Consider the following 15,962-nt stretch of genomic DNA (forward strand, 5'->3'; position numbering starts at 1 on the left):
GGCGATAGCCTGTTTCCCCCCTTTTTATCACAGACCACGTCATCACCTCACTGGTGATGCGATGACTGTCGGACAAAAATCTATGAGCTTCGCTGGTAAAAATCTCACTCAGGGTGGGCAGATGACTGCCTACCGGTGGCGCATGTTCTTTCAGGTTAACAACTGGATAGGATTCTGGATCTTCATTCTGTTTGCGGTACTGGCCTCGGCCATCTTCTTCTGGCGTATACCCCAGGATACCTTTGATAACGGCTCATTGTGGTGGTTTGCCAGTATTAACAGCAGTTTTATCGACCTCATGCCGGCAACGGGCACACCGAAAATCTATGACGTCCATTACTGGTATGCCCCCACACAGACGCACATGGTTCTGAAAATGACGCTGCCACAGATTTACGGCGATGCGTATATGAAGGCAATGGGCGATCAGGTGTTCAGTGAACTGCAGTGGGCAGTGCTGGCCAGTGGTACGTTCAGCCTGAGCGTGTTCGTGGCCATCGCCTGGTACATTGCCGGCATCGGGCGCAGGGAGAGCGAAGACCAGTACATTTCGGGTATGCAGCTGACAGAAAAACCTGCCGAGGTGAACAGGCTGCTGCGTAAGAACGGCGAACTGTCCGACTTGCGCGTGGGCGAACTGCATATGGTCAGAATGGCCGAGGTGATGAACTTCCTGATCCACGGCACCATCGGTGTGGGTAAATCGACACTGATCCGCTGGCTGCTGGACTTCATCCGGAAACGCGGTGACCGCGCCATTATCTATGACTCAGGCTGTACGTTTACCGAGACACACTATAACCCCGACACTGATTTCATTCTCAATGCCCACGATGAACGTTGTGCTAACTGGCATATGTGGGGGGAATGTGTGGATGCGGTGGATTATGACAACCTGTCAGCGAGTCTGATCCCCGTGGAAGGGGAGTCTGACCCCTTCTGGGTGTCCAGTTCGCGCACTATTTTTGCTGACCTCGCCATACGAATGTCTGCCGACCCGGACCGCAGCATTGAGAAGTTCCTCAAAACGTTGCTGTCACTCAGCATGAAAAGTCTGCGTGATTATCTGGCCAACACCCCGTCGGCTAACCTGGTCGAAGAGAAAATTGAGAAAACGGCCATCTCGATCCGCTCCGTGGTGACCAACTACGCCAAAGCACTGCGCTACCTGCAGGGACTGGATGACGGGACGAAGCCTCCGTTTACCATCCGGGAATGGATGACCCAGGAGCGCTATGACAACAGCTGGCTGTTTATTTCGACGCAGGCCCGGCACCGTAAAAGCGTCCGTCCCCTGATATCCCTCTGGTTATCGCTGTCCACCCTGTATCTGCAGAGTATGGGGGAGAACAGTGACCGGCGGGTGTGGTTTATCTGTGACGAAATTCCCAGTCTGCAGCGTATCCCCGAGCTGGCTGAAACGATTGCCGAAGCCCGTAAATTCGGCGGCTGTTTTGTGCTGGGCATGCAGAACACGGCGCAGATGATCCACGTTTATGGTCGGGAACTGGCCAGAAGTATCTTTGACCTGATGAACACCCGCATGTATGGCCGTTCCCCGAGTGCGGAGATGGCCAAAGTGGTTGAGGATGAACTGGGGCATCAGCGTAAACGAAAAATCCGCGAACAAAACAGTTACGGTCTGGACCAGGTTCGTGACGGGGTGTCGCTGGGCAAGGACGAGGTTAACGATCCGATTGTCGATTATGACCAGGTCATGCGTCTGCCGAACCTGAGCTTTTATGTTCGTCTGCCCGGTGAATACCCGGTTGTCCGCCTGAAGCTGAAATACCGGAAGGTGAAGAAGCATCACCCCGGCCTGATGGCGCGGAATATCCGCGATGTGCTGAGCCCGGAACTCGAGAAGGTGATTCAGGAAAATGAGCGTGCAGCCTCTGCTGCAGGGCTGACCTTCCCGACCGGGGACGAGGTGCTGGAAGGCGCAGGCTCTGGCGCAGCAGTTGCCACTGCCACTGCCACAGCGGGGACGGCTCAGCAGCCCGTGGTCGTGGAGGTGAAAAAGACCATACTGCCTGAACCTGTCCAGGCTCCGGAGTCAGATTGCCAGACGTCACCGGTCATCACCCCGCCAGTTGTTAGCAAAAGTGCAGTGAAGCCCTCTTACTCAGCAGAAAAGAATCATGCAGATATTCCCGTACCAGCCCCGGGCACTTTACCTGCATCCACCACTGTGGCAACGGTTTCACCGGAACCCTCTGTTCCGGCACCTGACGGACAGCATGTTGCATTACCGGCAGCACTGCGTGCACTCCGCCATCGCCATCCTGAGCCCGAACCGCCAACCACATCCGGCCTGAGTATGTTGCACAGGGCCCGCCAGCGCCCTGCTGTTACAGGTGCAGGTCCGCAGGAAGACGGGGGGGCAGGCGGTGAGTCCATGAACCTGGATATGCAGGTGACCGTCCGGCCAGACGGGGAACTGACCGTGACGACGGCCGGAAAACCGGTGTCACCGGACAGGCCGGATGAGGAACACCGGACGAACCGCCTGCTGGCCCGGGACGAAGAAAACATTCTCCGTCATCGCGATGCAGACGACCCGGGGTACGACGAGAACGATCACCATTACTACGACAGAGAGCCTGAACTATGATGTCAGTGGCCCCCATTGCGTCGGCAGCGGATGCTGCCGGCTATTACAGCAATTCCGATAACTATTATTTTCTCGGCAACCTGCAGAGCCTCTGGATGGGCGAAGGCGCGGATGCGCTGGGTCTGGACGGACAGGTCCGGGGCGCTGACCTGACGGCAGTGCTGGAAGGCCGTCTGCCGGACGGGTCACGTCTCGGTAAAGAGATTAATGGCAACCATGTTCATCGTCCCGGTCATGACCTGACCTTCTCTGCCCCCAAAAGTGTCTCCATCCTGGCACTTATCGGAGGGGATAAGGCAATGCTGGAAGCCCATAACCATGCTGTCCGTATTGCGGCAGGGTATGTGGAGAAACTGATTTCGGCCCGGGATACGAAAGACGGCGTCACCTCCATCGTGCACACCGGTAAAATGGTGGCCGCGGCCTTCACCCACGACACCTCGCGAAACCTTGATCCCCAGCTGCACACCCACCTTCTGGTGGCCAATATGACAGAGCAGGACGGGAAGTGGAAAGCGCTGGCCACCGACTACATCCACAATGCCGGTTTTATCGAAACCGTCATGAAAATGCAGGTCACGCTCGGCAAAATCTACCGCAGCGCACTGCGTGAGCGCGTGGAGGCGCTGGGCCATGAGGTGGAGGAAGTGGGCAAGCATGGCATGTGGGAGATAAAGGGCGTGCCGGAAGCGGTCCGGGAAGAGTTTTCATCGCGCGGCCGGGAGATTCAGGGGGCTATCGGCGCAGAAGCCACATTGCGCAGCCGCGATGTAGCGGCAAAAGACACCCGCCGGGCGAAGGTTGATCCGTCCCGCCTGCGCCTGATGGAACGGTGGCTCGGTCAGATGAAGGATAAAGGCTACGATTTAAAGGCCTATCAGGAAAGCGTGGTACCGCGCGAGGATACGATGCGGGACGGACGTCGGGAGCCGGAGCCGTCAGCGCCGGAGGTACCGGGAAGTGGGGCACCTGAACATTCTGCCAAAGGGGAAGAGAAAACCGGTGTTCCTGCTGAACGCAGCGAGGCGTCTGCAGGCTCCTGGTCCCGGCAGCCTGATGCGCAGCAGACTCACAGTAGCCCGGTACAGGCGGCACCGGACGTCCCGTCCGTTCAGCGGTCAAAAGCCATGCCGTCCAGACAGGTGCCGGAACTGGCGCCGGAAGTGAAGGACGCCGTGAAAATGGCCATCTCGCAGCTGAGCGACAGCCGGACCCGCTTCACCTTCGGGGAGTTGATGCTGACGACCGCCGAACTGAGTGAACAGTTGCCGGACATGAATGTCATTCGCCAGGCCATCGACGCGTCCCTGAAGGACGGTATGCTTGTGCCGCTGGACAGCGAGAAAGGCGTGTTCACTTCCCGCATCCACCTGCTGGACGAACTCTCCATTCAGGCGCTGAGCCAGGACCACCTGAAATCCACGCAGGTGGTCAGCTTTACCCGACCACAGCAGTATGCGCCGCCGGCGCTGGCGGTCGTGGAGACGGACCCGCTGGTCCTGATGAATGCCCCGTCCGGCGTGGCCGGTATCCGGGATCTGACCACACAGCTGACCGGTATCTCCACGGCCAGCGGTCGCGACGTCCGGGTGCTGGCCAGTTCTGCCGAACGCGCCATTTCGCTGGCCAAATCCGATGACCTCCGGGAGCGGATCATCAGCCGGCAGCATGTGCTGAGCGGTGAATTCCAGCTGAAACCGCAGAGCACGCTGATTATTGAAGGGGCTGAACGTCTGGGGCTGAAGGAAACGCTGGTTCTGCTGGGCGAAGCCCGGGCGCAGGATGCGCAGCTGGTCTTTCTCGACAGCGCCGGTCGTCAGGCGAATGGCAACGCCATGTCGGTGCTGGAGTCTGCCGGCGTGACGCGCTCCCGCCGCACCGAACCGGCACCGGGGCTGGAGGCTGACGTGGTGAGTATTGCCAACAAACGTGACCGCTATGAGGCGCTGGCCACCCGATTCGCGGACCTGAGCGGCGGGGATGAAAACGTCACCGCCGTGGTGGTTGGTAAACGTGAACAGGCCCACCTCACCGGCCTGATACGGGATGCGCTGCAGAATGCCGGGCAGCTGGAGCGCAACGGCATCAGCATTGAGGCCCGTTCCCCGGTGTGGCTCGACAGTAAGACCCGGCGTATGCCGGGCTCGTACCGTCCGGGCATGGTGCTCGAGAACCGCAGCGACGCGAAAGAACGCCATTCATTTGTTATCGACCGTATCCATGAGGACACGCGCATACTGTCCCTGATTGACGGTGACGGCGTCCTGACCCGGATGAAAATCAGCGATGTCACCGCCGACTGGCGTCTCTTTAACCGTGAGACGCTGAACGTCGCCAGTGGGGAGCGGCTGATAGCCGTTGCCGGCGACCGGGAGCATGGGCTTAAGGCAAAAGACCGCCTCGGGGTCACTGGCATCAGTGAGAAAGGTATCCAGGTCACGCGCGGTACCGACACACTGACTCTCCCGAAAGACCGGCCCCTGTATGTCACGCATGCCTACGTCAGCGCCCCGGGGGGGCGTGATAACGACCGGGGCGTGGTCCTGGCAGCGCTCAACAGCCGGGATATTTCATCGCAGACCATGAACTCACTGGCACAGAGCGGGCATCGCGCGGAGGTGTTTACCGCCGAAGTGCAGGACCGGGCTGAAGCCCGCCTGCAGCGAATGAAGACTAACGTCTCCCCCGTGCAACTGGTGCGCAGCCTCAGTGGAAAAGAGGATGTGAGTGAGGCGGTCGGAAGCCTGCACGACGGCGTGCGGACCGATGCCAGCCTGGCCGTCTGGCGCGCGGTGAATGACCAGCGCAGCGTGGCGTTCAGCGAACTGGCGCTCACGGAGGCTGCAGGGAAATACCATCCTGACATTGAGCAGACAGAGCATGAAATTGCCGCAATGGTAAAGGCCGGGGAACTGCTGCGTGTGTCGGTCCGGGGGGAGCCACTGTTGATTGCCCGCTCAACGTGGGAGATGGAAAAAGCCATTCTGCGCACGGTGGAGGAGGGTAAAAACACCCAGCTTCCGCTACTGGATCAGGTTCCCGATGTGGTGCTGAACGGGCTGACAGAGGGGCAGAAACAGTCCACCACCCTGGTGCTCGGTACCACGGACCAGTTTATCGGGATTCAGGGTTATGCCGGGGTGGGGAAAACCACGCAGATGAAGGCGGTGGTCGCGGCACTCGATACGCTGCCGTCAGATGTCCGACCGCAGCTGACGGGACTTGCCCCGACACATCAGGCGGTGAAAGAGATGAGCGACGTTGGCGTCCGGGCGCAGACCATTAAATCCTTTATTGTGGAGTATGAACAGGCCACTGCAGGCGGTGAAAAACCTGACTACCGGGGCCAGGTGTTTCTCATCGATGAGTCCTCGATGGTGGGTAACCAGGACACGGCCGCCCTGTTTCAGGCCATTGCTGCCGGGGAGGGCCGCGCAGTCTCGATGGGGGATATTGACCAGTTTGAGTCTGTCGATTCCGGGGCACCGTTTAAGCTGATGCAGGAGCGCAGCCCGATGGATGTGGCCATCATGAAGCAAATCGTGCGTCAGAAGGATGTTCATCTGCGGGGGGCGGTGCATGACATTATCGATAACCGTATCGATGCGGCCCTGAATCGTATAGAAGCGCAGCCCGCTGACCGTGTGGCACGTGAGGCTGGCGTGCCGGTCCCGGCCAGTGCATTTCAGGAAACGGCCACGCCGGTGGGCGATATTGTGGCGGACTGGACAGGCCGGACCGTGGATGCGCGGGCGCAGACCCTTATCATCACGCAGCTGAACGCTGACCGCCGGGCGGTGAATGCCGGCATTCATGACACGCTGACCGCGCGGGGAGAGCTGGGGGGGCTGGCGGTCAGGGTGCCGGTGCTGGAGAAAATCACCCACACCCGCCATGAATTCAACCAGACGCAGGCCTGGCAGGCGGGAATGGTGGTGAAACGTGGCGACCGCTATCAGGATGTGCTGGCTGTAGACCGGCACGGCAGCACGGTCACCGTCCGTGATGAAGAGGGCAATATCGGGCTGTATTCACCGAAGGAGCTTATCACCGGCGATGTACAGTTGTTTCAGCGCGAGGAGAGGGAAGTCCGGGCCGGTGACCTGCTGAAATTTACGCTCACGGACCGCGAGCAGGGACAGACCGGTAACCAGCGTTATACCGTGGAGTCTGTCAGCGAATCAGGGGATATCCGCCTGACGTCAGAAAAAGGCCGCATTATCATTAACCCGAAGGCGGTCCGTGCTCAGCAGCATATCGACTATGGCTGGGCGGTGACGGGTTACGGCGCACAGGGGGCGAGCACGGATTACGTTATTTCACTGGAGGGTACGGACGCCGGGCGTAAGATGCTGGCCACTCGTCGGGCCTTCTATATTTCCGCATCGCGTGTGAAGGAGCATGTGCAGATTTATACCGACGGGAAAGCGGACTGGGTCCGGGCGGTGAAAACCCCGGAACGTGATATCAAAACGGCCCATGATGCGCTGGCCCCGGAGACGCAGCGTAAACAGGCGAAAGCCATCTGGTCAATGGGGCAGCCCGTCAGTAAGACCGCCATCGGGCGGGCCTGGCTGCGGCATCAGGGAATGCAGGAGACGTCGCTGACGGCGAAAATTATCCCGGCGACGCGACGCTTCCCGGAGCCCGCACTGGCCCTGCCTGTTTACGACAACAACGGTAAAGGTGCCGGTCTGGCATTGGTCTCACTGGTTGCCAGCCCGGAGGGGAGACTGACGCAGGGTGACACCCGGATGGTGATGAGTGAGCGGGGGCGCGGGGCGCTGCTGCAGCGAAGCCGGTCGGGTCACACCCGTGTGGTCGGTGAACTGGCCGCCGCGCTCGACGCTGTCCGTACTCATCCGCAGGACGGTGTGGTGTGGCAGACCGGGGATGAATCCGTGGCGGCTCAGTTGCTCAAAATCAGTGGTGGCGAGCGTCGGGAGGTCGAAGAAAGCAGAGTGCAAATCATCAGCCAGAGAGACAGCGAAATTGCCCTGCCCGGGACGGACAATTTACGGAATGAAGAGAGCCCCCCGGTGGACATCAGTACGGTAAAAGAACAGGAAGCAGAGCGTCGTCACGCAGAAGAAAATCTGGCCATCAGCGCAGCAAAAGCAGGCAGCGAAACAGCGGAACAGATACCTGGCAGGATTGTTTTCCCCGCCGAAGAGGAATTGAATGTCAGAGCCTCTTTTAACGATATGCAGGGGCAACAGGGTGAGCCTGAACCGGACCAGAATACACTCAGAAGGATTGCGGGCGGAGAGGGAAACTCTGACAGTGATTTCGCAAGAATACGACGTACCGATAAGGAGCACGATGCGGGACGCGTTGCTGAGGTTTCCGGTGTCTCCCGTCAGGTGACTGAACTTGCCCGTAATGAGCGGGATATAGCACGGCAGACAGACACGCAGGAACGTGGCCGGATGCCGGAACACGAAGAACAGACCCTCAGCCGTACCATCCAGAAAGAACGTTAATCCAGCCTCTACCACAATGAAATCAGGCATATGCAAATGAAAAGCACAAGCAGAACAGTTTTAGCCTCACTAATAGTTACAACATTCATTATTTCTGGTCCGACAGCACGCGCAGCAACCCCTCAGCCGGTGTTCACACCGGCGCAGGAGGCCAGAATTGGCGAAGTGGCCGCAGACTACCTCGTCGCCCATCCGGAGGTACTGGTTAACGTCAGCCAGAAACTGCAGGAAAGGCAGATGCAGGCCATGACGGCGGCTGTCGCTGAGCATCAGGGGGCACTGCTGGATGATAAAGGCACCCCGTCGTATGGTCCCGCTGATGCGCAGGTGACGGTCGTCGAATTCTTCGATTACCAGTGTATCTACTGTGCCCGACTGGCTCCGGTGCTCCAGAAAGTCATGGCGGCCAACCCGGACGTGCGTTTTGTGTTCAAGGCACTCCCGATATTTGAGACGCGCTGGCCGGAATCCGGGCGTGCAGCGAAAACCGGGCTGCAGATATGGTTGCAGAAAGGGGCTGAGGCCTGGCTTCACTATCACAACACACTGTATGCCACCGGCCATAACGAGGGCCGGCTGACGGATGACGATATCCGTGCGGCGGCAACCGCCGTGAATTTCGACGCCGGGCAGGCGGCTGATGTACAGGGCACGCTGGACGGAATTCAGACGCTGGCGCAGCAACTGGGCTTCAGCGGGACGCCTGCCCTGGTGGTACTTCCTTCTGCCGGGGCCCGTGCCGGCAGGGTGACCGTCATCCCCGGACTTACCCGCGCAGATACCCTGCAGAGGGCAATTAATACCGCCGCGGGTAATCCGAAACCGTAATCATCAGGCGCGGCCAGCCGGCCGCATGACACAGGCCAGGGACCGTGTCGCCCGGGGGCACAACGGTCCGGTCAGATAAGGAAAGAGCATGTCAGAAGACAACCGAGACAGTCAGAAAGAAAACGAAGAAGCCTGCGCAATTTTAAAAAGAGCGCTAAGAAACCTGGTGGGGCAGGGCATTATCCGTTCACGTGATGACCTTATCCGCATTCTTTCGGAGGAAAACTTTGAAATCACAGACGTTACAGCGCAAAGCATTACGCTGTGTGCGCCTGACGAACCTGAAAACCGGGTCACGCTGGACGGCTGGCTGTTCTCCGCCGGGTTCTCCCTGAGCGTCCCTGCTGACCACCCGGAGCTGCGGACCGTGCCCGGGAACACCACATCCGCCGGCGAAGGAGAGCACCCGTGAATACAACCATTCTGTGGTTTATCCTCCCGCTGATGGTCATGCTGGCGCTATTTTTCCGCGTGATAAAAGCGAACAGCCCTCAGTCTCCGTTCATCAGAACACTGAGGGAGGCGGGCATCCGGCCGGGAGAAACAGAGCATCTCATCGCCGGCGGCGTATTCCTGGCGCGTCAGGCACACCTGATGACGGACCGGGAAGTGAATTTTATGCAGGGACTGTTCCGCACCGTGGACATGAATCGCTGGTATCTGTGTCCGCAGGTGCGGGTGGCCGATATTGTGCAGATAGCCCCCCGCGTCAGGGCGCGCAGCCGGGCGTGGTGGAAACTGTTCAGCCTGGTGTCCAGGTGGCACTGTGATGTGGTCATCGTGGACCGGCTGTCATTCCGGATTGTGGCCGCGCTGGAGCTGGATGATGCCTCGCACCTGAAAAAAAGCCGTCGCCGGCGCGATATCCTGCTGAATGAGGTCATGCGCCAGGCCGGTATTCCGCTGCTGAGAAACCGTGACAGTCAGGCGCTGCAGACAATGACCGCTGAATTTCTTGCCTTACAGAGTACCGGCGGCTGCCCGCGCAGCTGAGTCAGTGACCGCCCCGGTCACGTACCGGTAATGGGACTGACAGCCTTTTCCCGCCAGAAATTGCTGTCAGGTGGCCCCGGTGCGTTCCTGCCCGGGCCGGCCTTTGCGCCCTGGCGCTTCCTCAGTCAGACCAGAGGTCTGACCCTGCGGCGGGCGCTGCGATGTTTTCTCTTTCCCGTCTGTCCCTTTTCTTTGCTGTCGATCCTGCGGTATCCCACCATGATCCGGGATCATTTCGTATGGCAAATTCAGGTGTGAGAAGGTAGAATGTCAGCGTCTTCAGGTGTCTTGTGGTGGGGCAGTCTGTTGATTCAGTTTAGTTTTGTGACCTGACCCCAGTTTATGTGGGCGGCTTTGTGGTGAGGCTGGCAGGTGGCAGAACGTTTTTCGGAAGAAATGCGGACTTCCGGAAGCAGGAACATGGACGGGAGCGTGTCCGGAAAGACGCTCAGGAGCAGGTGACGGGGAGTTCCCGGAGCCTGAATGCACAAACCCCCCGAAATCTGTACGAAACTTGGCGGAATCATCAGATATCAGGGGGTCCAAAAGCAGGCGCGTGGCCTGTGAAGGATTATAACGCATGCACCATAGAAAACAACACCCGGCCGCCATAAGAACAGGCCGGCGTGAATGAAATACTGATCCCCCGCGCCGACAGGCGTGCCCGTGGCCTTCATTCCACGGCCTGTAAATGCCCGGCCCCGGTCTATATCCGGCCGTCGCACTACAAACCCTTAAGCCGGGAGCACGGTCGTGCCCTGCGTAACCTGATGAGCCGGGATAAAACCACCGGTCAGTGGGTGGTGCGCCGCCGGGTTTCTGCCGATCCCGTCTTTGTGTTCCTGCGTAATACTGCCGGCCGCCGGCGGGCATTCCGTCCGGAGCGCCGGCAGCTGCTGGATGCGCTGTTCATCCTGTTCATCAACAAAGTCGATCTGGCCACCAGTGTGGTGACCATCAATGTCTCCGCCCTGGCGGCCGCGCTCAGCCCGCGGGATGCGGATGACCACATCATTGCGGAGCAGGCTGTGACAACGTCACGCGTTTCGCGCCTGATCCACGAACTGGAGCGCTTTGGGGTGGTCAAATGCCCGCCGGCGGAATGGGACTGCGTGAACGGCTGCCGTTTTCCGAAACACGTCATTATCACTGACGCAGGCTGGCAGCTGACCGGGGTGAACATGGACAGGCTGCGCGCGGAGCAGGAGATGCGTCTTCAGGCCATCGACGATGGCCAGCTGAAGCCCGGCGAAACCCTGTCCCTGAAAGCCGCCCGTCGCCGCTGGTACGAACGCTGCCGGCATCAGACCCTTCTCAGCCGCCGGACCCGGGCCATCGAAGGTAAAATGCGTCAGAAACTGTCTGACCTGCCTTTTGATGAACGCAAGCGCCAGGTGTCAGAGCAGCTCTGGCGCAGTCTGAAGGGCCGGACGCAGCACCTGACGCCCCGCCAGTTTGAGAAAATGGTCTGGTCACAGCTGTACCAGCTGGAACTGGTCGACCTGGCCATTCCGGGCGCTTCCCCGCCGCACTGACCCCTTTTCTGGTTTATCCGCCTGACGGCGGAGGCCTTCTCACGTCCCGACATTATCCCTGCCTGTTTTATGAACACCTGCCCCGTGAATGCCTCCCTTTTTCTGCGACAGCCTGCACGATATCCCGGCGGGGATGTCATACCGTCCCGTTTATCCACAAATACCCGCAAACAGGGAAAAGCAGTTACCTGCAACTGACATCCACATACCTGCAAAATATTCAGGGTTTCACCCTTTACTTATATTCATAAAAGAGACCTCCTGTTCACTGCATAACTTCCGTGGATAACGGGGAAAACCGGTAATGCCTTCGCATGCAGCGGCCCCCGGCCGCGCGCTCAGAAAAAAGACAAAAGTACCTCCCGTCGCCAAGCGCCGGGCCCCGGTGGCGCAAAAAGCCACCCCAGTGCACACCCCTTACCCCTGCCAAACCGACGCCGCCCCGGCCCAAAGGGCCGGAACACCCCCGTTTTGTAAGGGATGTTGTAACTAGAATTCAGTGTCGCTGTGGGTGGTGCTGCTGACAGTTTTCCGTACACGCCCGTAAGCGGCCCTAACGGCCCGCTAACGCGGAGATACGCCCCGACTTCGGCCATGCCTTGTCGTGACCACTCCGACGGCGCAAATCATCAACCGGAGTAGCTTTTAGTGGATTTGGCTTTGCAGGGAATGGGGTGGGCAAGGCAGAAACTATCAATCCGTAACGGCTGCGCCGGTCACGACGCCTCCCACCGACTGCGCTCAGTGTGACTCCTGCTGGCGTCTCCATGCCGCTACGCGGCATAATGAGCATGCGCCGTAATTTTGAACAGATTCGCAGTGGAGAAAACAGGATGGACTATTCAGGGGTCGTCTCAGAAAACGGAAAATAAAGCACGCTAAGCCGGTGGCAGCGGTCGCAATGGCCTGAACTTCCCCGCACCGACCTTGGCACTGCTGCGCCATAGGTAATCGCCGGTCAGGTTGATATGCTCCCACCCCAGCGGTGACAGATATTGCAGCAACGTGTCGTCCAGCGCCTTGCCGTGGGCACGCAAAGCACTGGTGGCACGCTCCAGATAGACCGTGTTCCACAACACGATGGCCGCCGTCACCAGATTGAGGCCGCTGGCCCGGTAGCGCTGCTGCTCAAAACTGCGGTCGCGGATTTCACCCAATCGGTAGAAGAAGACCGCCCTGGCCAGCGCGTTGCGCGCCTCGCCCTTATTGGGGTCCGCTTGGAAAACGGAATCTATGGTCACTCCCGTTTTTGCAACACTGATTTTGACGACAAGTTGGCTTGCTTGAATCTATCCGGCGTCTGAATGGGATTTTATTCCCGCGCCTTGATGAGTTCCGCGCCTGATGAACCTCCAGAAAATATACGGCTTCAATGAGCCTTTCCGTTTTACAGGTTCCTCAACAGGCCGGTGGGCCGTTAGTATCATCAATATCAGTATTCGCAAAACCAGATCAGTAATTCTTTAAACCGGTGTATTTCTGCCGTTATGCTACATAAGTTTGCTGTCGTGCCGTTAGGGCCCAGGCTATTCTGGCCAGCTTGTTTGCCAGAGCACAAGTGACGACAAAGTTGCTTTTCCGGCACAGTAAATCCCTGACCCAATCGGCCAATTTGCCAGACTGGTGTTCCAGTTTTTGTATGAATACCCTGGCACATTGAACCAACAAAGTTCGGATCTTTTTATTACCTCGCTTACTAATTCCCAGCAATGTCGTCCTACCTCCCGTGCTGTACTGCCGAGGTACAAGCCCTGTTGCCGCCGCAAAGTCACGGCTGCTGGCGTACTGCTTCCCGTCGCCAATCTCAGTTGAAATAGTACTCGCTGTCAGTGTTCCGACGCAGGGAATGCTCAGCAAGCGCTGTCCAACCTCATCTTCGTCCAACTTTCGTTTCAACTGGGATTCCAAATCTTTAATCTGCTCAACAAGATAGTGATAATGCTGTTGTAATTTCAGCAATAACTGGCTGAGGTAAAGAGGCAAACTATTATCCTCAAGAATGGTACTCAGTCGGCTAATAACGGCAGCTCCTCGGGGAACGCTAATGCCAAATTCCAGCAGAAAAGCATGCATTTGATTGGTTGTTTTTACCTTATCCTGAACCAGGGATTCACGGACACGATGCAGAGCCCGCATTGCCTGCTGAGATTCCGTTCTGGGCTGCACAAAACGCATAGACGGACGCGATGCAGCTTCACAAATAGCTTCGGCGTCGACAAAGTCGTTTTTATTGCTTTTAACGAACGGGCGGACAAATTGTGGTGATATCAGCTTTGGGGAATGCCCCAACTCTTCCAACTTGCGTGCCATAAAGTGAGAACCGCCACAGGCTTCCATTGCGATGGTTGTAGCGGGGCATGTCGCCAAAAATTCGATCAACTTTGGCCGGGTAAATTTTTTACGGTAAACAGCCTTCCCGCGACGATCCTGGCAATGAATATGGAAAGAGTTTTTACCCAGATCGATACCAATGAGCGCAATGTTTTCCATGATAGTTCTCCGAATGAAAGCCTGTCCTCAGCATAGTACCGGGAAGGAGGGAGTGACCATCTCATTAATTATCCCACGCTAAGACTATATTTTGTACAGCAGTGGAGAAGGATGAGAGACCAGCAGTTCATTAACAGGGACTCCTTTTTGCTTAAGCGGCTCAATGGTTCTTTCTATATAAACCGTATTCCAGAGTGTTATCGCCGCCGTATGTAGTGTCAGCGCCGGTGGCGTGGTAACGCTGATCCTCCCACCCCCAGATCCCTGATTTCATTCAGCCGGTGCATGAAGGATGCTCGCCCAAGGGCCTCACCCTTATTCAGCCCCGCCTGTATGCATCGGCCTAAGCCTTTATCGCAAAATCAGTCCAGCATAAACAGCGTCCGATCTCTGTAGAAAATCGCCCTCAGCGCTACGAGTTTGAACGCATTTACTCTGTTTATAGGTAACATTCGCTCCACGATATAATGATATCGGCAACGTATTCAGCATCCTGAGCATGTGTCAGAAGGTGATCAGCCTTACCCAGGGAAATGAAACTCTTGGGATGCTTAGCTGCTTTGAATATTTTCTCGGCCTGCTCAATTAACACGGTATCATCTTCAGTCGCATGAAAAATCAGCAGAGGTTTGTTCATGGCGAACACCTTATAGGCTCCGTTTGGGAAACGGAATCTATGGTCACTCCCGTTTTTGCAACACTGATTTTGACGACAAGTTGGCTTGCTTGAATCTATCCGGCGTCTGAATGGGATTTTATTCCCGCGCCTTGATGAGTTCCGCGCCTGATGAACCTCCAGAAAATATACGGCTTCAATGAGCCTTTCCGTTTTACAGGTTCCTCAACAGGCCGGTGGGCCGTTAGTATCATCAATATCAGTATTCGCAAAACCAGATCAGTAATTCTTTAAACCGGTGTATTTCTGCCGTTATGCTACATAAGTTTGCTGTCGTGCCGTTAGGGCCCAGGCTATTCTGGCCAGCTTGTTTGCCAGAGCACAAGTGACGACAAAGTTGCTTTTCCGGCACAGTAAATCCCTGACCCAATCGGCCAATTTGCCAGACTGGTGTTCCAGTTTTTGTATGAATACCCTGGCACATTGAACCAACAAAGTTCGGATCTTTTTATTACCTCGCTTACTAATTCCCAGCAATGTCGTCCTACCTCCCGTGCTGTACTGCCGAGGTACAAGCCCTGTTGCCGCCGCAAAGTCACGGCTGCTGGCGTACTGCTTCCCGTCGCCAATCTCAGTTGAAATAGTACTCGCTGTCAGTGTTCCGACGCAGGGAATGCTCAGCAAGCGCTGTCCAACCTCATCTTCGTCCAACTTTCGTTTCAACTGGGATTCCAAATCTTTAATCTGCTCAACAAGATAGTGATAATGCTGTTGTAATTTCAGCAATAACTGGCTGAGGTAAAGAGGCAAACTATTATCCTCAAGAATGGTACTCAGTCGGCTAATAACGGCAGCTCCTCGGGGAACGCTAATGCCAAATTCCAGCAGAAAAGCATGCATTTGATTGGTTGTTTTTACCTTATCCTGAACCAGGGATTCACGGACACGATGCAGAGCCCGCATTGCCTGCTGAGATTCCGTTCTGGGCTGCACAAAACGCATAGACGGACGCGATGCAGCTTCACAAATAGCTTCGGCGTCGACAAAGTCGTTTTTATTGCTTTTAACGAACGGGCGGACAAATTGTGGTGATATCAGCTTTGGGGAATGCCCCAACTCTTCCAACTTGCGTGCCATAAAGTGAGAACCGCCACAGGCTTCCATTGCGATGGTTGTAGCGGGGCATGTCGCCAAAAATTCGATCAACTTTGGCCGGGTAAATTTTTTACGGTAAACAGCCTTCCCGCGACGATCCTGGCAATGAATATGGAAAGAGTTTTTACCCAGATCGATACCAATGAGCGCAATGTTTTCCATGATAGTTCTCCGAATGAAAGCCTGTCCTCAGCATAGTACCGGGAAGGAGGGAGTGACCATCTCATTAAATATTGTACTATAAGGAC

Annotated in this window: 9 protein-coding genes and 3 pseudogenes; 7 read left to right on the forward strand and 5 right to left on the reverse strand. The window is 56.9% G+C overall.

Annotated features, from left to right (window positions below; translation table 11 throughout):
- Positions 1-82: 82 nt before the first annotated feature.
- The 7 genes from traD (at position 83) to repA (ending at position 11,453) form a co-directional block, all read left to right on the forward strand.
- Positions 83-2,614, forward strand: coding sequence for a type IV conjugative transfer system coupling protein TraD (traD, locus tag HV345_RS25860; RefSeq protein WP_137366888.1), 2,532 nt, complete (start codon positions 83-85; stop codon positions 2,612-2,614).
- Positions 2,611-8,097, forward strand: coding sequence for a conjugative transfer relaxase/helicase TraI (gene traI / locus HV345_RS25865; protein WP_181636730.1), 5,487 nt, complete (start codon positions 2,611-2,613; stop codon positions 8,095-8,097). The genes traD and traI overlap by 4 nt, the downstream gene beginning before the upstream one ends.
- A 36-nt stretch (positions 8,098-8,133) precedes the next feature.
- On the forward strand, positions 8,134-8,925 hold the full coding sequence (locus HV345_RS25870; RefSeq protein ID WP_137366873.1) for a DsbA family protein: 792 nt from the start codon (positions 8,134-8,136) through the stop codon (positions 8,923-8,925).
- 88 nt (positions 8,926-9,013) lie between these two features.
- The gene (locus tag HV345_RS25875; protein ID WP_137366872.1) at positions 9,014-9,337 is read left to right on the forward strand and encodes a hypothetical protein; all 324 of its coding nucleotides are present in this window, start codon (positions 9,014-9,016) and stop codon (positions 9,335-9,337) included.
- Between the two features lie 32 nt (positions 9,338-9,369).
- Positions 9,370-9,918, forward strand: coding sequence for a DUF2726 domain-containing protein (locus tag HV345_RS25880; protein ID WP_170975984.1), 549 nt, complete (start codon positions 9,370-9,372; stop codon positions 9,916-9,918).
- 30 nt (positions 9,919-9,948) lie between these two features.
- Positions 9,949-10,176: a hypothetical protein gene (locus HV345_RS25885; RefSeq protein WP_159137294.1), complete on the forward strand. Its 228-nt coding sequence runs from the start codon at positions 9,949-9,951 to the stop codon at positions 10,174-10,176.
- 368 nt (positions 10,177-10,544) lie between these two features.
- Complete coding sequence (gene repA / locus HV345_RS25890) at positions 10,545-11,453, forward strand: plasmid replication initiator RepA (protein WP_137366871.1); 909 nt, start codon at positions 10,545-10,547, stop codon at positions 11,451-11,453.
- Between the two features lie 878 nt (positions 11,454-12,331).
- On the opposite strand, the pseudogene HV345_RS25895 reads toward repA, so the two are convergent.
- The 5 genes and pseudogenes from HV345_RS25895 to HV345_RS25915 form a co-directional block, all read right to left on the reverse strand.
- A pseudogene (locus tag HV345_RS25895) lies at positions 12,332-12,661 on the reverse strand (Tn3 family transposase); the annotation flags it as partial.
- Between the two features lie 277 nt (positions 12,662-12,938).
- Entirely contained in the window at positions 12,939-13,943 is a 1,005-nt protein-coding gene (locus tag HV345_RS25900; RefSeq protein ID WP_000427623.1) for an IS110-like element IS4321 family transposase, read from the reverse strand.
- Between the two features lie 99 nt (positions 13,944-14,042).
- Positions 14,043-14,356 (reverse strand): annotated as a pseudogene (locus tag HV345_RS25905) (Tn3 family transposase); the annotation flags it as partial.
- A gap of 26 nt (positions 14,357-14,382) precedes the next feature.
- Positions 14,383-14,598 (reverse strand): annotated as a pseudogene (locus HV345_RS25910) (alpha/beta hydrolase); the annotation flags it as partial.
- Positions 14,599-14,871: 273 nt separating this feature from the next.
- On the reverse strand, positions 14,872-15,876 hold the full coding sequence (locus tag HV345_RS25915; protein ID WP_000427623.1) for an IS110-like element IS4321 family transposase: 1,005 nt from the start codon (positions 15,874-15,876) through the stop codon (positions 14,872-14,874).
- Positions 15,877-15,962: the final 86 nt, after the last annotated feature.

This window comes from Citrobacter sp. RHBSTW-00986, assembly GCF_013783065.1.
In the GTDB taxonomy this organism is placed as follows: domain Bacteria; phylum Pseudomonadota; class Gammaproteobacteria; order Enterobacterales; family Enterobacteriaceae; genus Citrobacter; species Citrobacter braakii.